Below are 21,229 nucleotides of genomic sequence, written 5' to 3' on the forward strand. Positions count from 1 at the left end.
GCGTCGAACAGGCCCCCCAAGGGCCTTCGCACGCATCGTGTGCTGGGATCGTGTGGAAGATCCTGCGCTGGAATCGTGTGTCCGTGGCGATCCGGGCTGAGCCGGATCCAAGGCCCGCGGGAGGGCGCGCCTAGGGTGGGGGCGTGACCCATGTTTCTGCCACCCGACTCCTGCCCGCCGCGACCGTGGCCCGGCTCACACAGCTGGTCCACGCCGAGGGGGCCACCACCCGGGCCACCTTCTCCCCGCTGGACGCCAGCGCGCTCGCCGAGATCCCGCAGTCGACGCCGGCGGACGTCGCCCAGGCCTGCGCGGTCGCACAAGCAGCTCAGCCCGAGTGGGCCGGGCTCGGCCCGGCGGCGCGGGGGAGGCGGCTGGTGGAGTTCCACGACCTGCTGCTGGCCCATCAGGCGCCGCTGGCCGACCTCATCGTCGCCGAGACCGGAAAGGCGCGCCGGGATGCGATCGAGGAGATCTTCCACGTCGCCATGACGGCCCGCTACTACGGCCAGCACGCGGCCCGCATCCTGCGTTCGGAGCGCCGGCCGGGCCTGTTCCCCGTGCTCACGCGCATCGACGTCCACCACCACCCCAAGGGCGTGGTCGGGGTCATCTCGCCGTGGAACTATCCCCTGACCATGGGCTTCAGCGACGGCCTGCCCGCCCTCGCGGCCGGCAACACCGTGGTCGCCAAGCCCGACGCCCAGACGATGCTCAGCGCCCTGGCCGGTCTGGAGTTGCTGCGCGAGGCCGGCGTGCCCGAGGGCGCCTGGCAGATCGTCGCCGGCCCCGGTGACGTGATCGGTGGTGCGATCATCGACCACACCGACCACGTGTGTTTCACCGGCTCCACCCCCACGGGCCGGCTCGTGGCCGCCCGCGCGGGGCAGCGGCTCATCGGCGCATCGCTGGAGCTGGGCGGCAAGAACCCCATGATCGTCTGCGCGGACGCCGACCTGGACGCCGCCGTCGACGGTGCCCTGCGGGGCTGCTTCGCCAACGCCGGGCAGCTGTGCGTCAGCTTCGAGCGGATCTACGTGGCGCGCGAGGTCTACGCCGACTTCCGCGACCGGTTCGTCGCGGCCGTCCGCGCGCTCGACCTGCGCGTCGGTCTGGCCTGGGAGCCCGATGTGGGCACCCTCACGAGCGAGGCGCAGCTCGCCAAGGTGTCCGACGCGGTGGAGGATGCGCGGGTCAAGGGCGCCACGGTGCTCACGGGCGGCCGGGCGCGCCCCGATCTGGCGCCCTGGTCCTACGAGCCGACCGTCCTGGAGGGCGTCCGCCCCGGCATGGCGTGCTGGCGCGAGGAGACGTTCGGGCCCGTGGTGGCCCTGTACCCGTTCGACGGCGAAGACGAGGCGGTCGACCTGGCCAACGACTCCGTCCACGGGCTCAACGCCTCGGTGTGGACCGCCGACCAGCGTCGCGGCCGCGCCCTGGCGAGCCGGATCCGCACCGGCACCGTCAACGTCAACGAGGCGATCGGGGCCACGTTCGCGTCCATGGCCGCGCCGATGGGCGGCATGCGGGATTCGGGTCTGGGCCGGCGGCAGGGGCCCGAGGGGCTGCTCCGGTTCACCGAGACCCAGGCGGTCGGCACGCAGCGCGGCCTGGGCCTCGGCACGCCCGCCGGGCAGACCAAGGAGCAGTTCGCGGCCACGATGACGAAGGGCCTGCGGCTCCTGCGCGCGCTGCGCAGGTGACGAGCGTCAGTGTCAGCCGGGGTCCGTGGGGCGTCGTGACCCGCTCACCACAGGAGCCCAGCAGCTCCGCTCACGAGGGAAGCTCGCTCACCAGGACGTCGATGGCGGCGGCGTCGGCGGGGCTCGGGGCCTCCGAGCCGGTCTTGCCGCTGCGCGCGGTGGCGTAGGCCAAGGCCTGGCGGAGTCGTTCGGGCTCGGCGGCCCCATCGATCTCGGCCATGAGGTAACCACCCATCGCGGCGGCGCCGCGTCCGATGGCCGTGACGGTCGCGGTGACCTCCGAACGCGCGTACCACCGGCCGTGGGGCGTGGCGAGCAGCGCGCCGTCGGCGGCCAGGGTGACCAGCACGCGGGGCAGCCCCGCGTCGGTGAGGGCGTGGATGTGCCGGGCGGCCGTGGTCACCCGATCGTCGCCATCGAGGCCGGTGAGGTCGATGCCGGTCACCTCGGCGAACTGGCGCATGTTCATGGTGAGCAGGTCGGGGGCGTCCGTATCGGCGTGGGACACCACCGAGTCGAGGCTGCCGCCGGAAGTCTGCACGGCGACCTTGACGCCGACGCCGTGGGCGGCGCGCCCCATCCGCACGTAGAGGTCGGCGGGCGACCCGGGGGGCAGCGACCCGCACAGCGCCAGCCAGTCGGCACCCGGGCTGGACGCCATGATCGTGCTCACCATGGCGGTCACCGATTCGGGCGCCAGTGGGTGACCCGGCTCGCGGATCAGCGTGGACAGCCCGCTGGTCACCATCGTGAAGTTCGTGCGGGCCAGGTGACCGATGGGGATGGTGCGGAACGGGATGCCGGTGGCGCGCACGGCGGCGACCAGCGGGTCGTTGCTGGCGGCGGGAAAGATGGCGAGCGTGGGGCGTCCGGCCCGGTGCACCGTGCCGGAGAGCTGCACGCCGCGGCCCCCCGGGTGCGCCGAGCTGGAGACCACGTGGTTGACCACGCTGGTCTCCAACGGGCCGGCCAGCAGCGCCGTCCGGTCCAGGCTCGGGTTCGCGGTGAACGTCACGATCACATCGGACACGCTAGTGGGGCAGCCGCGCGTCGGCCGGACGCGGCCGGTGCACGGACACGGCGTGTCGCCCCTCGGACACGTCCCTGGCCTCACGCCCCGCGGGGCAGGCGGACGGTGAACGTGGCGCCGCGGACGTGACCGGACTCGACGGCCACGGTGCCCCCGTGCGCGGAGACGACCGCAGCGACGATGGCCAGGCCGAGCCCGGTGCTGGAGGTGCCGCTGGCACGCACCCGGGCGGTGTCGGCGCGGGTGAACCGCTCGAACAAGGTGGCGCGGACGGCGTCCGGGATGCCGGGGCCGTCGTCGGCCACGCGGATCACCACGTCGTCGCCCTCGACCGTGAGGCTGGTGTGCACCGACGTGCCGGGCGGCGTGTGGGTGCGGGCGTTGGCGAAGAGGTTGACGAGCACCTGGTGCAGGCGGTGGGGGTCGGCCACGGCGGTGACGGGCTCGTCGGGCACGCTGACGGCCCAGTCGTGGTCGGGGCCGGCCGCCTGGGCGTCCGACACGGCGTTGACGACCAACTCGGTGAGGTCGACCGTGGTGCGCTGGACGTTCGGCCCGGAATCGAGCCGGGCCAGCAGCAGGAGGTCCTCCACGAGCGTCGACATGCGCGCCGACTCGGAGTCGATGCGGGTCAGGGCGTGTGCGGTGTCGGGGGGCAGCTCGTCGCGGTGGCGGCGGGTCAGCTCGGCGTAACCCCGGATCGCGGCCAGCGGGTTGCGCAGTTCGTGGCTGGCGTCGGCCACGAATTGGCGCACCTTCGTCTCGCTGCGCTGGCGTGCCGCGAGCGCCCCTTCGACGTTGTCGAGCATGTGGTTGAACGCGAGGCCGACCTGGCCCACCTCGCTGCGCGCGTCGGTGTCCGCCGCCGCCACCCGGACGCCGAGCGCCACGTCGCCGGAGTCGAGCGGCATGGACGACACCTGGTGGGCGGTGCCGGCGAGCCGCGCCAGCGGCACGAGGCTGCGCTCCACGACCTGGCGGGCGGCGAGAAAGGCGATGAGGATGGCCAGGGCGGTGAGCAGCGCCGCGGCGGCCACGATGGAGACCATGGAGGCGGTCAGCTCAGCGGTGGGCAAGCCGATGGCCACCCGCGAGTCGCCGGAGGCCAGCACGACGATCCGGTAGCCACCGACGCCGTCGACCGTCACGGAGCGGGGCGTGCGGCCGGTCTCGAGCGCGGTGAGTTGCGTCAGCGCGGCGTCGGGCAGCGCGGCGCGGCTCTGGTCCTCCTGCACGTACCCCACGACCTGGCTGCCGTGGACGGCGAACACCAGCAGGCCCTCGGTCTGGCCGGGGCCACCCGGGCCGGGCCGGATGCGGCCGTCGTTGTCGGCGTCACCGAAGTCGCGCGTCGCGTAGGAGGCCAGCCGTTGGTCGAGCTGGTTCTCCAGGATCTGGTGCATGGCCAGCGCCGTCAGCGCGGAGAGGAAGACGGCGATCACGGCCACCAGCGCGGTGGTGCGCAGCACCAGTTGCCGGGCCAGCGTGCCGCGCCCCAACGGTGTGACGCGGGCCGCGCGGCTCATGCCCCGGCCGGCTTCAGCACGTAGCCGGCGCCCCGCAGCGTGTGGATCATGGGGTCCCGGCCGGCGTCGACCTTCTTGCGCAGGTAGCTGATGTAGAGCTCCACCACGTTGGCCTGGCCGCCGAAGTCATAGTTCCAGACGCGGTCGAGGATCTGCGCCTTCGAGAGCACCCGGCGCGGGTTGCGCATCAGGTAGCGCAACAGCTCGAACTCGGTGGCGGTGAGCTGGATCTGTTCGCCGGCCCGGGTCACCTCGTGGGAGTCCTCGTCGAGCACCAAGTCGCCCACGACCAGTTCCGGCCCCGGACGCGCCGTCGTCGCGCCCGAGCGACGCAGCAGCCCGCGGAGTCGTGCGATCAGCTCCTCGAGGCTGAATGGTTTGGTCACGTAGTCGTCGCCACCCGCGGTGAGGCCCTGCACGCGGTCGTCCACCGCGTCCTTGGCCGTCAGGAAGATCACGGGCACGTCGGGCTGCTCGGTGCGGATGCGTCGCATCACCTCCAGGCCGTCGAAGTCCGGCAACATCATGTCGAGCACGATGGCGTCGGGTCGCGCGTCGCGCGCGGCCTGCACGGCGCCCGTGCCCGACGCGGCGGTCGTCACGTCCCACCCCTCGTAGCGCATCGCCATGCTCAGCAGCTCGGTGAGGCTGGGTTCGTCGTCCACGGTCAGGACGCGGATGGGGGTACCGTCGGGACGGGTCAACTGCTCGCGCTCAGTGCTGCTCATGGCTCCATCCTGTCCGTTTCCTGTGGGTGGCGGCTGGGCACCCGCTGTGTGTTTGCTGTGGATGGGTCGGCGCCTGCTCGGGTGGGCTCGGGTCAGCCGGTGGTGAAGTCGGTCAGCCGATCATCGGGACGCCGCGACTCCACCAGGTGCCCGCTCACGTGGCCCGGACGCCGGCGTCCGCCCCCACGCGCACCCCCCGGCGCGATCAGCGCATCGACGAGGGCGTCCACGGCCTCGGACGGGCCCTGGGCGTCCACCCTCACCCGGCCGTCGGCGAGGTTCTCGGCCGAGCCGACGACCCCGAGCCGCGCCGCCTCGCCGGCCACCCACCAGCGGAAACCGACACCCTGGACGAGGCCATCGACCCAGACGACCGTGCGGACGACCCCCACGTCAGGTGTGCAGGTAGCCGAGGAGGTGATTGCGCTCGTCGGTCAGCTGGTCGATGCGGTACTTGACGACGTCGCCGATGGACACCAGGGCGGCCAGCTCGCCGTTGACGACGATCGGGATGTGGCGGACGCGCTTGTCGGTCATGACGTGGGCGGTCTCCTCGATCGGGTCCTCCGGCGTACCGGTGACGACCTCGCCGGTCATCAGCTCGCGCACGGTGGCGTCCACGATGCCGTGGCCCGAGGCGGCGAGCCCGCGGACGACGTCGCGCTCGCTGACGATCCCGTCGATGTGGTGGCCGTCGGCCGAGACCACGACCGCGCCGATGTTGTGCTCGGCCATGAGGGCCACCAGGTCGGCGACGCTCGCGTCGGGGGAAAGGGTGACGACGGCGTTGCCCTTGCTCTTGATCACGTCGGAGAGCTTCATGCCGGGACGGTACCCCCGCCCCGGCGCGACGCGCCAGCACCACGGGCGGTGCGTGGACGAAGTTTGGCGCCCCGCCGCCCGTCGGGGAGGATGGGACCCCACGCGAAACGGCTCGAGGAGGCAGCGTGCCACGCTCACGCGCGACCGCTGGGGTGCGCTCCGGCATCGACAGCGACACCGGCCAGCGGTCGGTCGTGCCGCCGATCTACCTGTCGACCAACTACCGCTTCGCCGGGCTGCGCCAGCCGGGCCCGTTCGACTACAGCCGCTCGGCCAACCCGACACGCTCCCTGCTGGCCGACGCGCTCACCGAGCTCGACGGCGGGGCGGGCGCGGTGGTCACCGGGTCGGGCATGGGGGCGATCACCACCGCCCTGTTCGCCTGCGTGCCCACCGGCGGCACGGTGGTGGCCCCCCACGACGCCTACGGCGGCACGTGGCGGCTGCTGGACGCCCTCGCCTCCCGCGGTCAGTTCACGCTGGAGCTCACCGACCTGACGGCGCCGGACGCCGCCGCTCGCGTCCGCGAGGTCGCGCCCGACCTGCTGTGGATCGAGACGCCCTCGAACCCGCTGCTCGGCATCTCCGACCTCGGTGCGCTCGTCACCGCCGCCCACGCGGTGGACGCGCTCGTCGCCGTCGACAACACCTTCTGCTCCCCCGCGGTGCAGCAGCCGCTCGCCTGGGGCGCCGATGTGGCCGTGCAGTCCTCGACGAAGTACCTCAACGGGCACTCCGACGTCATCGGCGGCGTCGCCGTGGCCGCGGACGCCACGCTGGCCGAGCAGCTGCGCTGGTGGGCGAACTGCCTCGGCGTCACCGGTGGGGGTTTCGACTCCTACCTCACCCTGCGGGGGCTGCGGACACTCCATGTGCGGATGCGCCAGCACCTGGAGAACGCCGCGGCCTTCGTGGCCGCCGTCTCGGGGCACCCGGCCGTCGACCGCCTCTACTACCCGGGGTTGCCCGATCACCCCGGCCACGCGCTGGCGGCACGGCAGATGGACGGCTTCGGCGCCATCGTGTCGCTCGAGGTCACCGGGGGAGAGCCGGGGGTCGCCGCGCTGGTCGACGGGCTGACCTGCTTCAGCCTGGCCGAATCGCTGGGGGGCGTGGAGTCGCTGGTGTGCCACCCGTCGTCGATGACACACGCCGCCATGCCGCTGGACGTGCAGGCCGCCGCCGGGCTGCGCCCGGGCCTGGTGCGCTTCAGCATCGGCATCGAGGACGCCGACGACCTGGTCGCCGACGTCCTCGCTGGGTTGGACCGCGCCGCGTCCCTCTGAGACGCTTCCGGGAATCGCATTTGGACCCGAGGAAATGGCGCCATGGCGCCATTTCCTCGGGTCCAAATGCGTCTCCACGGGGCCAGCACCCCCGGGGGCAGGGCTCAGCGGGGCGGGAACTCCTGGTGGGCCTGGTCGGCGATGGACGTCATCATCGCGAGGTCGACGCCGGCGCCGATGGCGCCGCCGAGCACCGGCACGAGCCGCCCGGCGCGGGAGAAGATCCGCGTGCCGGCGGTGCGCAGGATGCGGAAGCCGACGGCCTTCTGCACCACCATGAGCGCGGCGCGCGGCAGCGAGCTGCTGGCGAACGCGACGGCGGCGCCGCCGGTCACCGGCAGCCCCGCCCGGGACAGGATGTCGGTGCTGTTCGACCCCACGAGGGTCAGCAGGACGGCCGTCCGGATGCGGTCGTCGGAGAGGTCGTAGCCGCGCAGGTGCGCGGTGGCGGCCGTCATGCGGGTGGCCAGCACGTAGAACTGGAACACGTTGGCGGGCACGGCGACGAGCATGGTCGCGAAGCCCCCGAGGTTGGTGATGAAACCGCCGGCGCCGGCAAGGCGCTGGTGCTGGCCGCGGACGCGGCGGATGGCCTTCTCCACGTCGCCGTTCTCGCGGGCCAGCGCGTCGCGGGCCACCTTGGTCGCGGAGTCGAACGGGCCGACGCCGTCGATGCCCACGCCGGTGAGCTGCTGGATCAGCTGCGAGATCGAGTCGCTGGTGCCGTCGGGATCGTTGGCCTCGTCGAGCGCCGAACGGGTGACCGCCACGTTCTCGCGGCGAAACAGGTCGAACAGGCCCATGGCCGTCCCCTCTCTTGCTCGCGCGCGGTCAGGCGCCGCGCGTGCGGGCACAGCCTGTCGCATCACCGGGCCGGATTCAACCTCTGGCAAGGGGGGACCGGGGTGGAACCGGGGTCTCAGCGCCGCGCGACCAGGGCCCGTCCCAGCAGCGCGAGGTTCGCGGGCTTCTCCGCGAGGCGCCTCATGAAGTACCCGTACCAGTCGGTGCCGTAGGGCACGTACACCCGGACGCGGTGGCCGGCGGCGGCCAGGCGCCGCTCCTCGGCAGGCCGGACGCCGTACAGCATCTGGAACTCGTGGGCGTCCGCGGGGCGGTCGAGCAGCTCCAGGTACCCCAGCGCCGCCTCAATGAGCACGGGGTCGTGCGTCGCGATCATCGAGTGGCCCTCCCCACGCAGCAGGATGCGCAGGCACCTCAGGTACGCCTGCCGGATCGCCGGCGTCGTGGTGTGCGCCACTGATGCCGGCTCGTCGTAGGCGCCCTTGCACAGGCGAATGCGGGATCCGGGGCCCGACAGCCGGCGGCAGTCCTCCGGCGTGCGGTGCAACATCGCCTGCAGGACGCCGCCGGTGGCGGGGAAGTCCTCCCGGCAGGCCGTCAACAGCCGCAGGGTCGCGTCGGTGTCGCGGTGGTCCTCCATGTCGATCGTGACCGTGGTGCCCACCGCCTCCGCGGCCGTGCAGATGCGCCGCGCGTTCTCCAGGGCGACGCGCTCGCCGTCGGGCAGGCCCAGCCCCAGCGCGCTGGCCTTGACCGACACCTCGGCGTGGCTCGTCAGGGACGCCGCCCCGAGCCGCTCGAGCAACGTCAGGTACTCCGCCACCTGGGCCTCGACCGCGTCCGGGTCGTCGGCGTACTCACCAAGGTGGTCGACCGTGGCGTACAGCCCGGCATCCCGCAGCCGGGCCACGGTCGCGACGGCGTCGTCGGTGTTCTCCCCGGGGACGAAGCGGTCCACGACCGCCCGCGCCGGGGGGAACCCCAGCGCGAACTCCTTCACGCGTTCGTTCTTTGCCAAGGCGTTCAGCAGACGGTTCATCGGTTCCCCTCCCGCGATCGTGGGTGTGGTGTCAGTCCTCGGGGTTGGCACCCTCGAGGGCGTCCGGATTCTCCAGGGCGGTGCGGTACGCCTCGGTGTCGAGGCGCTGGCGTCCGGCCGTGGGGTCACCGGTGGGGAAGCGCGTGGGGTTCGCGGCGATGTAGCGGTCGTGCGTGGCGTGGGCGTCGTCCAGGAGCGTGAGCAACTCCTGCTCGTCGTGGATGAGCCGCCGGCCCTTGGGCGGCAGCGCCAGCAGGGCGTCCTCCTCCTCGAGCAGGCGGAGGTAGTTCTGCTCACGCACCCCCGCGTCCGCCTCGAAGGACGTGTCGAGGTACTGCTTGGCGTGGCGGCGGGTGTTCTTGATCGTGGTGAGCGCCTTGCCCTTCGGGGAGAACAACGACGCGATGATGACGACGACCAGGGCGCCGACGATCACCAGCAGCGACAGCTCGGTGGTGACCTCGACGACGTGGACGGGCTCACCGCCGTTGATGAACGGAACGTTGTTCTCGTGCAGGGCATGGAGGATGAGCTTCACGCCGATGAAGGCCAGGATCGCGGCGAGGCCGTACTTGAGGTAGATCAGGCGGTCGAGCAGGCCGTCGATGAGGAAGTAGAGCTGTCGCAGACCCAACAGCGAGAACGCCACCGCGGTGAACACGAGGTAGGTCACCTGGGTGAGGCCGAAGATGGCGGGGATCGAGTCCAGGGCGAACATGATGTCGGTGCCGCCGATGGCGACCATGACGAGGGCCATCGGGGTCAAGACCTTGCGGCCGTTCTGGACGGTGAAGACCTTGTCCTGGTCGTAGTGGTCCGACGTGTGCATGAACCGCCTCGCGAGGCGGATCACGATGTTGTTGGCCTCGCCGGACTCCTCGTCGTCCTCGTCGCCCTCCGGCTTGAGCAGGTTGCCGGCGGTGACGAGCAGCACGAGACCGAACAGGTAGAACACCCACGCGAAGCTGTTGATGGCCACCGCACCCAGCAGGATGAACGCCGTCCGGAACACCAGGGCCACCACGATGCCGAACATCAGCACCTTCTGCTGGTAGGCGCGGGGCACCTTGAACGAGCTCATGATGATGAGGAACACGAACAGGTTGTCCACCGACAGGCTCAGCTCGGTGATGTACCCCGCGTAGTACTGGACGGCGTAGGTCCCCCCGAGGTGGAACCAGATCCACAGGCCGAACGTCAGCGCGATCATCACGTACAGCGCCGTCCAGCGCGCGGCCTCCTTGATCGTCGGGACGTGCGCCTTGCGGACGTGGAAGACGAAGTCGTAGGCGAGCAACGCCGCGATGAGGACGATCGTGCCGCCCCAGACGAGCGGGGAAACGACGGGCATGGGCGTGACCTTTCCGGTGCCGGTGCGGACGACGCCCGTACCGCGACCCACGTCGAGCGGTCACGGCGTCTGTCCGCTGCAGGGAGTGTAGCCCTCGGGCCGGACCGCTGGTCGGCGGGCCGTCCCGAGGGCGAACGGGGGCGTGGGCAGGCGGTCGCGGGGGGCGTCAGCGGGACGCGGTCAGAGGCGCGCCTGCCACTTCTCCGCCCAGACCAGCTCGTTCGGCGTCCCCCGGAACGCGCTCTTGCCCTCCAGCTTGTCGAGCGTGGCGAGCACGTTGGCCTCGTTGGGGTGGTAGGCGTTCACGTAGCACTTGACCATCGTCGCGTCATGGAGGTGGGTGGTGAAGTTGTGGCTCACCATGAACGTCGGCACCTCCCAGACGTACCACGGCACCTCGTTGCTCATCGCGGTCTTCCACTGGATGCGGTAGTTGTTCTGCGCGCCGTAGCCGATGACCTCGGCGAGCACCAGGGCGGCGTCCGTCTGGTCGCGGTAGGCGAGGGTGGCCCCCTTGACGCGGGTGGCGCCGTCGTTGACGGTCACCTCATAGCCGCGCCGCGTCAGCTCGGCGATGTAGAAGTTCAACATCTCGGGCTCGCCACCGCCGGTGATGCCCCCAACCTCGCCGGTCAGGTGGTACAGGCGGATGCGCCGGTGGTCGGTGGGGTTGAGCGGCAGCTGGTCGAGGGTGTTCTTGACCAGCGTGACGCCGAGGTCGGCCGCCTCGTCGCGCATGCGGAGGTGCTCCTCGCAGCCGACGACCTCGAGGTCGGCCGGCGTCCGCAGCAGGGTGCCGTCGGCCTGCTTCTCGTGGAGGCGGAGCTTGGCCTTGAGGCCCAGCACGCGACGGTTGGCGTCGTCGAGGCGCTCGCGGGTGATGACGCCGTTCTCGACGCCTGCCTTCATGAACCCGAAGTCCTCCTCGAGGTTGTTGAAGAACAAGAAGGCGTCGCAACCGGCGGCGATGGCGGCGGGCACGTAGTCCTCCCGCCGCATGGCCGAGGTCATGCCGAGCATGTGGGAGGCGTCGGTGATGACGGCGCCGTTGAAGCCGAGCTCGGTCTTGAGCAGGCCGTTGAGGAGCTCGGGGGCGAGGGTGGCGGGCAGGATGTCGGCGTCCGCCAACTCGGGGTTGAGTTTCTGGGAGTAGTACGGCAGCGCGATGTGGCCGGCCATGACCATCTCGACGCCGTTGGCGATGTGGGCGCGGTAGACCTCGCCGAAGGAGGCATCCCAGTCGGCGGGGGAGAGCTCGTTGACGCCGAGCACCAGGTGCTGGTCGCGCTCCTCGGTGCCGTCACCCGGCCAGTGCTTCACACAGGTCAGGACGCCGGACTCTCGCTGCCCCTCCACGAACGGAATCGTGTACTTGATGACATCCTGCGCCGTCGTGCCGTAGGCGCGGGTGTTCACGATGGTGTTGCGCCAGTTGACCAGGATGTCGACGCACGGGTCGAAGTTGAGGTTCGCACCGATGGCGTTCATCTCGCGCCCGGAGACGTACCCCGCGTTGCGGGCCACCTCCACCGAGCCGGACGCCTCCGTCTGCGCACCAGACGCGATGTAGGTGCCATCGCTCATCGCGCCATTGCCGCCGGAGTCGCAGTTGGCCGCGATGAGCAGGGGGATCTTCGAGGCGCTCTGGAGCCGGTTGAGGAGGTCCTGCACCTTGTCGGAGGAGCCACCGTGGTAGCGGGCGATGCCGATGTGGAACTTCTCGATGATCTCCTCGGCGGTGTAGTCGTTGCCCGAGAAGCTGTCGGTGCCGAAGAAGAACAGGTTGGTGAAGAGCTGCCCGACCTGCTCGTCGAGCGTCATGGCGGCGAGGGTGTCCTCGACCCAGGCGATCTGGGACTCGTCGAGGTGGTAGGGGCTGGCGGTGAGGTCAACGCGTTCGGGCATGGTGGGTTCCTCTTCTCACTTCAGGGTGGGGACGGTCACTTGACGGTGGGGACGGGCACGCGGCGCTCGCCGGAGATCGTTTCCCACGGCACCTCGCTGGGCAGGTAGCTGTTGAATTCCTCGATGAGCATGGTCTGGTAGTCGCCGGCGAAGGTGCCGGCCAGGAACCGCGGCAGGGCCTCGGCGGTGAACCGCCGCCAGGCGAAGGTCTCGTTGCCGGGCAGGATCGGGTAGTAGAGGCAGCGGGCCTTCGCGGCGGCGTCCCGATCACCCGGGGCGTCGCCGATGAGGAGGATCTTGTCCGCGTCGTACTTGCCGGTGGCGGCGTACTGCACGTGCTCGGCCTTGCTGCCCATCTCCTGGCCGGCGATGACCTTCATGTACTTGGCCAGGTCATGGGCGTTCCACTCGTAGGTGAGCGCGTGGAGGGGGGTGGCCGAGACGGTCATGGCGTCCACGTGGGGTTGCATCGCCTCGAAGGCCTCGCGGACGCCGGGGAACGGACCGCAGCCGTGCACCATGTCGGCGATCGCCACGTTCACGGCGTTGCCCCAGCGGATCGCCCGGTCGATGGTCGGCGACGGGTGGTCGGCGGCGTAGGCGGCGATGCCGACGTCCGAGAGGGGGTAACCGGGGGCGGCCAGGAAGGCGTCCAGCTCGGGGTAGGGCGGGATGGTGATGCCGCGCTCGGCGACCTCCGTACGGTCCCGCAGCAGGTCGAGCACCTGCTTGAGGGCCACCCAGCGGTTCAGCCCGCGGGTGACCGAGCCGAGGTTGACGAACAGGGCGGTCTGGCGGGCGAGGGTCGACACGGGCTGCAGATCCCAGTGCTTGATGTAACAGGGGGTGAAGCACTCGGTGTGCTTGATGTCCATCGCGTCCATCGCGCACCCGTCGGAGTCGATCCCGATGAAGTGGTCCTTCGTGGGCGCGAAGTCCACGAGCGGCTGGGCGGCGTCCGGGTGCTGCGTCATGGCTGTTCCTCCGGTGGGTTCATCGTCGGTGATGGATCATGGGTAACACAGCGTTCGGCCGCCCCGCACGGGGGTTGCACTGCGTTTTCGTCGGCAACGATTCAGTGGCCCCCGAGCAGAGGAAACCGGCTGCAACAAGGCCGGATGGCGGGGCGCGGTGGAGCGTCCCGCGTGGTGCCCGGACGCCTCAGCCGGGCAGCGCCCAGTCGATCGGATCGGCACCCTGGGCCACCAGCGCCTCGTTGGCGCGGCTGAACGGCCGCGAACCGAAGAACCCCCGGTCCGCCGACATGGGGGAGGGGTGGGCCGATCGGAGGCACGGGGTGTCGCCGAGCCGGGGCGCCAGGCTCTGGGCGTCGCGGCCCCACAGGATCGCCACCAGCGGGCCACCGCGGCCGGCCAGGGCGTCGATGGCGCAGTCGGTGACCTCCTCCCAGCCCCGACCGCGGTGGGACGCGGACGCCCCCGGCCGCACGGTGAGCACCCGGTTCAGCAGCAGGACGCCCTGGCCGAACCAGGCGGTGAGGTCGCCGTGGGGTGCCGGTGTGATGCCCAGGTCGGCGTGCAGCTCGCGGTAGATGTTCTGCAGCGAGCGGGGGATCGGCCGGACGTCCGGCGCCACCGAGAACGACAGGCCCACGGGATGCCCCGGGGTCGAATACGGATCCTGACCGACGATGAGGACGCGCACGTCGGCGAGCGGGCGGGTGAAGGCGCGCAGCACGTGCTCCCCGGCGGGCAGGTAGCCGCGCCCCTCGGTCACCTCGGTGCGCAGGAAGTCGCCCATCGCCGCGACGGTGTCGGCGACCGGTGCGAGGGCGTCAGCCCAGTCGGGGGCCACGAGGTCGGCGAGCGGGCGCGGAGTCACGACGCCCACGGTAGCGGCCGGGGCGGCGTCCGCCTGACGGAATGTGTCGGTCGGAGCGGTTACGCTGACCTGCGTTGGAAAGGACCACTGCCTTGTCGCTGCTCGCCACCCTGGGTCGTCTCCTCGCGACGCCCGCCACCCCACCCGCTCCACCCGCGGTCGCTCCGCAACCCGTCGTGGTCGAGGCCCCCGCCGAGCCGACCCCCACCCCGGTCCCGCTCGAACCCCACGTCCCCGCCGGCCTCACGATCGCCACCGGCTACGTCGTGCGGTTGCTGGTGCTCGGCGTCGGGGTCGTCGCCGCCTACCTCGTGCTGGGTTACTTCTCGGCCATCACGGTGCCGGTGGCCATCGCGATCCTGCTGACGGCCATGTTCCACCCGCTCACCGCACTCCTCAAGCGTGCGGGGTGGCCCCCCGCGCTGGCGTCCATCACGTCGCTGCTCGCGATGCTGGTGATTGTGGTGGGCCTGTTCGTCTTCGTCGGCCAGCAGGTCATCAGTGAGTGGCCGACCCTCGTCACGCAGGCGACCGCCGGCTTCCAGACGTTCCTGACCTGGGTCGGGTCGCTGCCGTTCGGGATCAACGAGGCGCAACTCCTGGAGTGGTTCAACCAGGGGGTTGCCTGGCTGCAGACGCAGGCCTCGACGGTGGCGTCCACCGCGGTGCAGGTGGGTGGGCAGTTCGGCAGCTTCGTCGCCGGCCTCGCCACCGCGCTCGTCGTGATGTTCTTCTTCTCCTACCAGGGGCGGCGAATCTTCGAGGCGATCATCGGCCTGCTCGTTCCCCGCGTCTACCGGGGCCCCGCCGACCGGGCGGCGCTGCGCGGGTGGACGTCCCTGGTGGCGTACATGCGCTCGGCCGTGATCGTGGCGGCGGTGGACGCCGCGGGTGTGGCCCTGGTGGCGTTCCTGCTCGACGTCCCCCTGGTGGCCGCCCTGTTCGCGTTGACGTTCTTCCTGTCGTTCATTCCCATCGTCGGCGCGGTGACCGCCGGCGCGTTCGCGGTCGCGCTGGCACTGGTGACGCACGGCTGGGTCAGCGCCGTCATCATGCTGGGCGGCGTCATCGTGGTCATGCAGTTGGAGAGCACGTTCCTCCAGCCGCTGGTCATGGGCTCCGCGGTGAACATCCACCCGCTGGGTGTCCTGCTCGGCATCATCGCCGGCGGGGTGGTCACCGGAATCCTGGGTGCGCTGCTCGCCATTCCTGTCCTGGCCTTCACGGTCGCGTTCGTCCGCGCCCTGCGCAACCCCGAGGAGCGGGACCGACCCCAACCCGGGCCCGTCGCCACCCGGCCCTGAGCGGCAGGCCGCCGCGCGGTCCCGCGGACGGGGGCGAACCCGGCCACAGGGGTTTCCACAGTGGGAGGTCGCTCTTATCATTCTAATATGAGCGAGCCTGATCTGTCCGACATCCTCTCCGAGCTGGCCGCCGGCCGCATCGACGCCGAGGAGGCGTCGCGGCGCATCGACGCCGCCCGGCGGGGGGCCGAGGGCGCCGTCGGACCCGAGCCGGAGCCCGAACCCGCCGGGCCGACCGGGGTGAAGGGCACCCAGCGGGTCAGCGTCCGGGCGGTCGGCCGCAAGGTGCGCGTCATCGCGGACGCCGGCGTGGCCACCGCGTCCGTCGACGGCGAGCACGTGCTGCGCCGCTCCGGCGATGTGCTGGAGGTCACCTCCGACGGAGACCTCGGCCCGAAGCTGGAGGGGCTGAGCATGCTGCGACCGCCGCGCAGCTTCGACGACCTGCGGGCCATCAGCCTGGCGAAGGGGCTGACGGTGCGCGTCAACCCGGCCATCGAGGTCGACGTCGAGGTCACGGCCGGCAGCCTCGCCACCGAGGGGATTCCTTTCCTCGGCCGGGTCCGGGTCACCGCCGGCGGCGCGCGGCTCACCGGAGCGCGGCGCATCGCGGACGCGCTCGTGCAAGCCGGGTCCGCGCACGTCAGCGGGCCGCTCAGCGCCGGCCGGTCGCGGGTGAAGGTGGAGTCGGGCTCGCTGCAGCTGGCGCTGACACACGGCGCGAACGTCACGGTGCGCGGGGAGGCGCAGGTGGGCCGGATCCAGTGGCCCGGGGAGTCGGGGTCGCTCAACGAGCTCGTGGTGGGGAACGGCTCGGCGCGGTTGGACCTCGAGGTGGTCATGGCGAGCGCGACCGTCACCACGGGGGAGGAGGACCGATGAGGACGCCTCACCGGCCGCTCACCACCTGCCCGGTCTGTTCCGGAGATCTCGTCACGACCCGCTTGGGGTGCGGCTCATGCGGCACGGAACTCGTCGGGGAGTTCGGGTCCTGCTCGTTCTGCGCGCTCGATGATTCCCAGCTCGACCTGCTGCGGGTCTTTCTCGTCTCCCGCGGCAATCTCAAGGAGCTGGAGAAGCACCTCGGGGTCAGCTACCCCACCGCGCGGGCGCGCTTCGCCGACCTGCTCGCGGCGCTCGGCCTGGCCGAGGACGCGCCCGACGACGGGCCCGACGACGGGCCGGAGGACGCGGTGGCCGGGGAGGCAGACGAGGCCTCAGAGCCGGGCGCCGGCCCGGCGGACTCCCGTGAGACCCCGGCGGCGGCGTCCGCTGCCACCGGATCGGCGCGTGACCAGGTGTTGGCGCAGGTGGCGGCGGGGACGCTGGCGCCCGACGTGGCGGCCGACCTCCTCCGCCGCCTCGGCTGAGGGAGCCGCCGGGGTGACGAGGCTCAGCCCGTGTAGGGCTCGAAGTCGACGATCGTGACCGAGATGGTGGCGCCGGTGGGTGCGGTGTAGGAGACGGTCTCGCCCTTCTTCGCTCCCGCCACGGCCGCGCCGAGGGGGGACTGCGGGCTGAACACCTCGTGCTCGGTCTCGGTGACGCCCATGAGCTCCCGCGAGCCCAGCAGGAAGGTGTCGGTGTCCTCCTCGTCGCCGTCGTAGTAGATGGTGACGGTCATGCCCGGGGCAACCTTCTTGGCCTTCTCGGACGGCTCGCCCACCTTCGCGTCGCGCAGCATCGCCTCGAGCTGGCGGATGCGGGCCTCCATCTGGCCCTGCTCCTCGCGCGCGGCGTGGTAGCCGCCGTTCTCGGAGAGGTCACCCTCCTCGCGCGCCTGCGCGATCTTGCGGGAGACATCTTCGCGCCCCTCGGCCTTCAGGTGGTCGAGTTCGGCGACGAGCTTGTCGTAGGCCTCCTGGGTGAGCCACACGGTCGAATTCTGTTCTTCGGGCATCTGACCAGCCTACACGGCAGGGGGGAGGGGTCAGGGCGTGACCCTGCAGGCCACCACGGAGGCCGAGGTGGCCCGGCGGAACGTGCGGATCGTCTCGTGCACCGTCACGAGCCGTTCGCTGCCGGGCTCCATCACGATGTCGATCTCCCCCACGGTCTCGGTGCCGATCGCCTGCGCCCGCACCGAACACACCCCGGTCACGGCCGGGTCCGGGCGTTCGACGGTGATCTGCACGTCCACCTCCGTGTCGGAGCGGACGTCGTAGGCGACGAGTTTCGCGTCGATCGCGGGGTTGGCACCGTGGATCGCCGCCCACAGCAGCCACGGCGTCCCGATCGCGACGAAGAGTGCGGCCACGACGATCCACGTCCACCGGGGCAGCGCAGCGGGAGGGTAGCGCCGGGCAATCCGCTCGGCATCGGTCTCGGTGGGGCTGGTCACGGTGCCATCGTGCCACGGGATGGGAGTGGGTTCCGCGCGGGGGTGGTTTGGGCCCCGGGAGTGGCGGGCGCCACAATGACTGACATGTCTTCTGCCTCCCGCCGTGTGGACGCCGACGGGCAACCGTTGCGCCTGATGGCCGTGCACGCCCACCCCGACGACGAGTCGAGCAAGGGGGCCGCCACCGTCGCCAAGTACGTGGACGAGGGCGTCGAGGTGCTCGTCGTCACCTGCACCGGGGGCGAGCGCGGCGACATCCTCAACCCGAAGATGGACACCCCGGAGAACTGGGAGAACATCGCGACGCTGCGCAGCGCCGAGATGGCGCGCGCCCGCGAGATCCTGGGCGTCGAGCAGACGTGGCTCGGGTTCGTCGACTCCGGCCTCCCCGAGGGCGACCCGCTGCCGCCGCTGCCCGACGGCTGCTTCGCGCTCGTGCCGCTCGAGGAGTCGGCCGCGGCGCTGGCGCGGGTCATCCGCACCTTCCGGCCGCACGTGGTGACGACCTACGACGAGAACGGCGGGTACCCCCACCCTGACCACATCCGCACCCACGAGGTCACGATGGCCGCGGTGGACCTCGCGGCCGATTCCGAGGCACCCCAGGAGTTGGGTGAGCCCTGGCCGGTGGCCAAGGTGTACTACCACATGACGTTCCACCGCAGCCGGGCCGCGGCGCTGGACGCGGCGATGCACGACGACGGACTCGTCTCGCCCTACGCGGAGCGCCTCAAGGACTGGCCGGACGACCCGGCCCAGGCCGCGCGGCTCACCACCTTCGTCCCGTGCTCCGACTACTTCTCGGTGCGCGACGACGCCCTGCGCGCCCACGCTACCCAGATCGACCCCGACGGCTTCTGGTTCGCCGTGCCCCTGGCCACCCAGCAGAAGGTCTGGCCGACCGAGGACTACCAGCTGGCGAAGTCCCGGGTCGCGACGAGCCTGCCGGAGGACGACCTGTTCGCCGGGATCGACACCCACGAGGCGGATAGGGTGGACACGTGGTTCTACTCCATCTGACCCCGCTCCCGCTGACGCCGCTGCCTGTGACCTGGCCGTCGCTCGCCCCGCTCGTGGGGGCCCTGCCGTCGTGGACGCCGCTGGCCCTGGCGGGCCTCATGATGGTCGCGTTGGTGCTCCTGTGGCTCTCGATGCGACGCCACATCCGCATCGCGCGCAGCGACGCTCCCGATGACAGCGTGGATGCCGGCACGGTCATCGCGCACCGCGAGCAGGCCGAGGACCCCTCGGGTCCGGCGGCGCCGGGGGCGTCCCTGCCCGACGAGCGCGACCCGCGGGCCTGAGCCCGAAACCCCACCCCGCACCCGTCGGGAGCCCTCCCGGCGTGACCCACGAGTGAGAGGGCAACGATGACGAATCGGCTGTCGACGGCCACGTCCCCCTACCTGCTGCAACACGCGAACAACCCCGTCGACTGGTGGCCCTGGGGTGAGGAGGCGTTCGCGGAGGCACGGCGCCGCGACGTGCCCGTGCTCGTGTCGGTCGGCTATTCGGCGTGCCACTGGTGTCACGTCATGGCGCACGAGTCGTTCGAGGACGCCGACGTCGCGGCCCTCGTCAACGCGTTCTTCGTGCCGATCAAGGTCGACCGTGAGGAGCGGCCCGACGTTGACGCCGTCCACATGCGTGCCACCCAGGCGCTCACCGGGCACGGCGGCTGGCCCATGACGGTGTTCGTCACCCCCGAGGGGGAGCCGTTCTTCGCCGGCACCTACTACCCGCCCGAGCCCGCGCACGGCCTGCCGTCGTTCCGTCAGCTCGTCACCGCGCTCGGCGAGGCGTGGCGCGACCGCCGCGACGAGGTGACCGCGTCCGCGTCCGCCATCGTGGCGCAACTCGAACAGATCAACGCGCTGCCGCCCGCCGACACCCCGCCCCCGGTGTGGGATCTCCTGGACGCCGTGGGCGCCGACTTCGACGTCATGCACGGCGGCTTCGGGGGGGCGCCGAAGTTCCCGATGCCGCTGCTGGTGGACGCGCTGCTCGTGAAGGGGGAGCCCGGGCTGTTGGACCTCGCGCAGCGCAGCCTGGAGGCCATGGCCCGGGGCGGCATCCACGACCAGGTGGGGGGTGGGTTCCACCGCTACGCCGTCGACGCCGCCTGGGTGGTGCCGCACTTCGAGAAGATGCTGTACGACAACGCACTGCTGCTCGGCACCTACGCGCGCGGTTGGCGTCGGACGCCGCAGCACGAGGCTCCGCTGCGGGGGCTGTTCGAGCGGGTGGTCCGCGGCATCGTCGGCTGGCTGGAGCGCGAGATGCTGCTCGAGGGTGGTGCCTTCGCGGCCAGCCTGGACGCCGACTCCGCGGACATCCGCGGCATGGCCCACGAGGGTATCTACTACGCGTGGAACCCCGAACTCCTCGCCGATGCGCTCGGCGAGGAGGACGCCGCGTGGGCGGCGGAGGTGTTCCACGTGACGGCGGGAGGAACCTTCGAGCACGGTCTGTCGACGCTGCAGTTGCGTGGTGCGCCGGACGCCGACCGCCTCGCCACGGTCGCTGAACGCCTGGCGGAGGTGCGTCGCTCCCGGTTCGCCCCGCCGCGCGACGACAAGGTCGTGGCCGCCTGGAACGGGTGGTTGGTGGACTCCCTCGTCACCGGTGCGCTCGTGTTCGGCGAGCGGCGTTGGTTGGAGCTCGCCCGTGGTGCCGCGGAGTACCTCTGGAGCGTGCACCACACCGACGCCGGGTTGGTGCGGACGTCGCTGGCCGGCGAGCCGTCCCCCACGGTGGGGGTGGCGGAGGACCACGGCGCGGTCGCGCTCGCCTTCGGCCGCCTCGCGGGGGTGCTGGGTGAGTCGGTGTGGCTTGACCGGGCCGTCACGGTGCTCGAGGAGGCCCTGGAACTCTTCGGTGCCGACGACGGCGGGTTCCACGACGCCGCCGCCGGGGAGCTCTTCTCCCGGCCCCGGGACGTCACGGACAACCCGACGCCGTCGGGCACCATGGCGCTGGTCGCTGCGCTGCGGCTCCTGGGGGAGCTGGCTGCCCGGCCGGACCTGCTGGCCCGCGCGGACGCCGCCGTCGCGACCACGTGGGGCACGGTGGCCGCGGCGCCCCGGTTCGCCCCGGCCGCGCTCACCGACCTGCTGATCGCCGACGAGGCGCGCCAGGGGTTGCGCCCGGCCGTGGCGGTGGTGGTGGACGCCGACGGCGATCCGCTCAGCGACGCCGCGCGCGCCGTCGCGCGCATGGCACCGGCCGGCACGGTGCTGCTGGTGGGGCGTCCGGGCACAACGGGTTTCGCGCATCACTTCGACGGGCGGGTTGTGCGCCCGGCAGCGGAGGTCGCGGCGGACGCGGGGCCCGGCACGCTGACCCACGCCACGGTGCGGGCGGGTGGACTGGTCGTCACCGAGGCCGGCCTTGCTGGGGCTGGCCGCGACGAAGCCGACCGCGACGAGTATGGCGAGCACGAGATCGTCGCGTTGGGTCAGACCACGTACGTGTGCCGCGGGGAGGTGTGCTTCGCGCCGGCGACGACGGTGCAGGACCTGCGCGCCGCCCTGTGGAGCCGCGCCTGA

21 protein-coding genes are annotated in these 21,229 nt (G+C 71.7%); 8 read left to right on the forward strand and 13 right to left on the reverse strand.

Annotated elements, in window-relative coordinates:
• The first annotated feature begins 143 nt into the window (after nt 1–143).
• A complete protein-coding gene (locus tag IFY26_RS13960) occupies nt 144–1,703 on the forward strand; it encodes a succinic semialdehyde dehydrogenase (RefSeq protein WP_232549609.1) in 1,560 nt (519 codons plus the stop codon).
• Between the two features lie 70 nt (nt 1,704–1,773).
• Here IFY26_RS13960 and IFY26_RS13965 read toward each other — a convergent pair whose 3' ends face one another.
• From IFY26_RS13965 to IFY26_RS13985, 5 genes are all read right to left on the reverse strand, one after another.
• Entirely contained in the window at nt 1,774–2,733 is a 960-nt protein-coding gene (locus IFY26_RS13965) for a 1-phosphofructokinase family hexose kinase (RefSeq protein ID WP_232549610.1), read from the reverse strand.
• Nucleotides 2,734–2,813: 80 nt separating this feature from the next.
• Nucleotides 2,814–4,259, reverse strand: a complete 1,446-nt coding sequence (locus tag IFY26_RS13970; RefSeq protein WP_232549611.1) for a sensor histidine kinase — start codon at nt 4,257–4,259, stop codon at nt 2,814–2,816.
• Nucleotides 4,256–4,987, reverse strand: a complete 732-nt coding sequence (locus IFY26_RS13975; protein ID WP_232549612.1) for a response regulator transcription factor — start codon at nt 4,985–4,987, stop codon at nt 4,256–4,258. Before IFY26_RS13975 ends, IFY26_RS13970 begins: the two co-directional genes overlap by 4 nt.
• A 92-nt stretch (nt 4,988–5,079) precedes the next feature.
• Entirely contained in the window at nt 5,080–5,379 is a 300-nt protein-coding gene (locus IFY26_RS13980) for an acylphosphatase (protein ID WP_232549613.1), read from the reverse strand.
• 1 nt (nt 5,380) lies between these two features.
• Nucleotides 5,381–5,809, reverse strand: coding sequence for a CBS domain-containing protein (locus tag IFY26_RS13985; RefSeq protein ID WP_232549614.1), 429 nt, complete (start codon nt 5,807–5,809; stop codon nt 5,381–5,383).
• Nucleotides 5,810–5,934: 125 nt separating this feature from the next.
• On the opposite strand from IFY26_RS13985, the gene IFY26_RS13990 reads away from it, so the two are divergent.
• The gene (locus IFY26_RS13990) at nt 5,935–7,095 is read left to right on the forward strand and encodes a trans-sulfuration enzyme family protein (RefSeq protein ID WP_232549615.1); all 1,161 of its coding nucleotides are present in this window, start codon (nt 5,935–5,937) and stop codon (nt 7,093–7,095) included.
• Between the two features lie 104 nt (nt 7,096–7,199).
• Here IFY26_RS13990 and IFY26_RS13995 read toward each other — a convergent pair whose 3' ends face one another.
• The 6 genes from IFY26_RS13995 to IFY26_RS14020 form a co-directional block, all read right to left on the reverse strand.
• Nucleotides 7,200–7,898 carry an EcsC family protein gene (locus IFY26_RS13995; protein ID WP_232549616.1) on the reverse strand — a complete coding sequence of 233 codons (699 nt, stop codon included), beginning with the start codon at nt 7,896–7,898 and terminating at the stop codon, nt 7,200–7,202.
• 116 nt (nt 7,899–8,014) lie between these two features.
• The gene (locus IFY26_RS14000) at nt 8,015–8,938 is read right to left on the reverse strand and encodes a proline dehydrogenase family protein (protein WP_232549617.1); all 924 of its coding nucleotides are present in this window, start codon (nt 8,936–8,938) and stop codon (nt 8,015–8,017) included.
• A gap of 31 nt (nt 8,939–8,969) precedes the next feature.
• Nucleotides 8,970–10,289 (reverse strand): TerC family protein, encoded by a 1,320-nt coding sequence (locus IFY26_RS14005; RefSeq protein ID WP_232549618.1) that lies wholly within the window; start codon nt 10,287–10,289, stop codon nt 8,970–8,972.
• Nucleotides 10,290–10,469: 180 nt separating this feature from the next.
• Nucleotides 10,470–12,194: a glycoside hydrolase family 3 protein gene (locus IFY26_RS14010; protein WP_232549619.1), complete on the reverse strand. Its 1,725-nt coding sequence runs from the start codon at nt 12,192–12,194 to the stop codon at nt 10,470–10,472.
• Nucleotides 12,195–12,229: 35 nt separating this feature from the next.
• Entirely contained in the window at nt 12,230–13,168 is a 939-nt protein-coding gene (locus IFY26_RS14015; RefSeq protein WP_232549620.1) for an HAD family hydrolase, read from the reverse strand.
• A gap of 187 nt (nt 13,169–13,355) precedes the next feature.
• Nucleotides 13,356–14,036, reverse strand: coding sequence for a uracil-DNA glycosylase (locus tag IFY26_RS14020; protein ID WP_232549621.1), 681 nt, complete (start codon nt 14,034–14,036; stop codon nt 13,356–13,358).
• A gap of 92 nt (nt 14,037–14,128) precedes the next feature.
• Between IFY26_RS14020 and IFY26_RS14025 the strand changes: the two genes are divergently transcribed.
• The 3 genes from IFY26_RS14025 to IFY26_RS14035 all read left to right on the forward strand — a co-directional run bounded on the left by IFY26_RS14025 (nt 14,129) and on the right by IFY26_RS14035 (nt 16,710).
• On the forward strand, nt 14,129–15,340 hold the full coding sequence (locus IFY26_RS14025; protein ID WP_232549622.1) for an AI-2E family transporter: 1,212 nt from the start codon (nt 14,129–14,131) through the stop codon (nt 15,338–15,340).
• 87 nt (nt 15,341–15,427) lie between these two features.
• Complete coding sequence (locus IFY26_RS14030) at nt 15,428–16,222, forward strand: hypothetical protein (RefSeq protein ID WP_232549623.1); 795 nt, start codon at nt 15,428–15,430, stop codon at nt 16,220–16,222.
• Complete coding sequence (locus IFY26_RS14035) at nt 16,219–16,710, forward strand: DUF2089 domain-containing protein (RefSeq protein ID WP_232549624.1); 492 nt, start codon at nt 16,219–16,221, stop codon at nt 16,708–16,710. Before IFY26_RS14030 ends, IFY26_RS14035 begins: the two co-directional genes overlap by 4 nt.
• A gap of 23 nt (nt 16,711–16,733) precedes the next feature.
• On the opposite strand, the gene greA is transcribed toward IFY26_RS14035, so the two are convergent.
• Nucleotides 16,734–17,240: a transcription elongation factor GreA gene (greA, locus tag IFY26_RS14040; RefSeq protein ID WP_232549625.1), complete on the reverse strand. Its 507-nt coding sequence runs from the start codon at nt 17,238–17,240 to the stop codon at nt 16,734–16,736.
• 30 nt (nt 17,241–17,270) lie between these two features.
• Nucleotides 17,271–17,681, reverse strand: coding sequence for a DUF4307 domain-containing protein (locus IFY26_RS14045; RefSeq protein WP_232549626.1), 411 nt, complete (start codon nt 17,679–17,681; stop codon nt 17,271–17,273).
• A gap of 84 nt (nt 17,682–17,765) precedes the next feature.
• Between IFY26_RS14045 and mca the strand changes: the two genes are divergently transcribed.
• The 3 genes from mca (at nt 17,766) to IFY26_RS14060 (ending at nt 21,229) form a co-directional block, all read left to right on the forward strand.
• A complete protein-coding gene (gene mca, locus IFY26_RS14050) occupies nt 17,766–18,701 on the forward strand; it encodes a mycothiol conjugate amidase Mca (RefSeq protein WP_232549627.1) in 936 nt (311 codons plus the stop codon).
• Complete coding sequence (locus tag IFY26_RS14055; protein ID WP_232549628.1) at nt 18,683–18,985, forward strand: hypothetical protein; 303 nt, start codon at nt 18,683–18,685, stop codon at nt 18,983–18,985. The genes mca and IFY26_RS14055 overlap by 19 nt, the downstream gene beginning before the upstream one ends.
• A 66-nt stretch (nt 18,986–19,051) precedes the next feature.
• The gene (locus tag IFY26_RS14060; protein ID WP_232549629.1) at nt 19,052–21,229 is read left to right on the forward strand and encodes a thioredoxin domain-containing protein; all 2,178 of its coding nucleotides are present in this window, start codon (nt 19,052–19,054) and stop codon (nt 21,227–21,229) included.

Origin of the sequence: Propioniciclava soli (assembly GCF_014858005.1) — a bacterium.
GTDB classification, from domain to species: Bacteria; Actinomycetota; Actinomycetes; order Propionibacteriales; family Propionibacteriaceae; genus Propioniciclava; species Propioniciclava soli.

Coding starts and splice junctions, on each gene's coding strand:
- IFY26_RS13970 (WP_232549611.1), bottom strand. CDS start 4,259: ATGAGCCGCGCGGCCCGCGTCACACCGTTGGGGCGCGGCACGCTGGCC.
- IFY26_RS13975 (WP_232549612.1), bottom strand. CDS start 4,987: ATGAGCAGCACTGAGCGCGAGCAGTTGACCCGTCCCGACGGTACCCCC.
- IFY26_RS13985 (WP_232549614.1), bottom strand. CDS start 5,809: ATGAAGCTCTCCGACGTGATCAAGAGCAAGGGCAACGCCGTCGTCACC.
- IFY26_RS13995 (WP_232549616.1), bottom strand. CDS start 7,898: ATGGGCCTGTTCGACCTGTTTCGCCGCGAGAACGTGGCGGTCACCCGT.
- IFY26_RS14000 (WP_232549617.1), bottom strand. CDS start 8,938: ATGAACCGTCTGCTGAACGCCTTGGCAAAGAACGAACGCGTGAAGGAG.
- IFY26_RS14005 (WP_232549618.1), bottom strand. CDS start 10,289: ATGCCCGTCGTTTCCCCGCTCGTCTGGGGCGGCACGATCGTCCTCATC.
- IFY26_RS14010 (WP_232549619.1), bottom strand. CDS start 12,194: ATGCCCGAACGCGTTGACCTCACCGCCAGCCCCTACCACCTCGACGAG.
- IFY26_RS14015 (WP_232549620.1), bottom strand. CDS start 13,168: ATGACGCAGCACCCGGACGCCGCCCAGCCGCTCGTGGACTTCGCGCCC.
- IFY26_RS14030 (WP_232549623.1), top strand. CDS start 15,428: ATGAGCGAGCCTGATCTGTCCGACATCCTCTCCGAGCTGGCCGCCGGC.
- IFY26_RS14035 (WP_232549624.1), top strand. CDS start 16,219: ATGAGGACGCCTCACCGGCCGCTCACCACCTGCCCGGTCTGTTCCGGA.
- greA (WP_232549625.1), bottom strand. CDS start 17,240: ATGCCCGAAGAACAGAATTCGACCGTGTGGCTCACCCAGGAGGCCTAC.
- mca (WP_232549627.1), top strand. CDS start 17,766: ATGTCTTCTGCCTCCCGCCGTGTGGACGCCGACGGGCAACCGTTGCGC.
- IFY26_RS14060 (WP_232549629.1), top strand. CDS start 19,052: ATGACGAATCGGCTGTCGACGGCCACGTCCCCCTACCTGCTGCAACAC.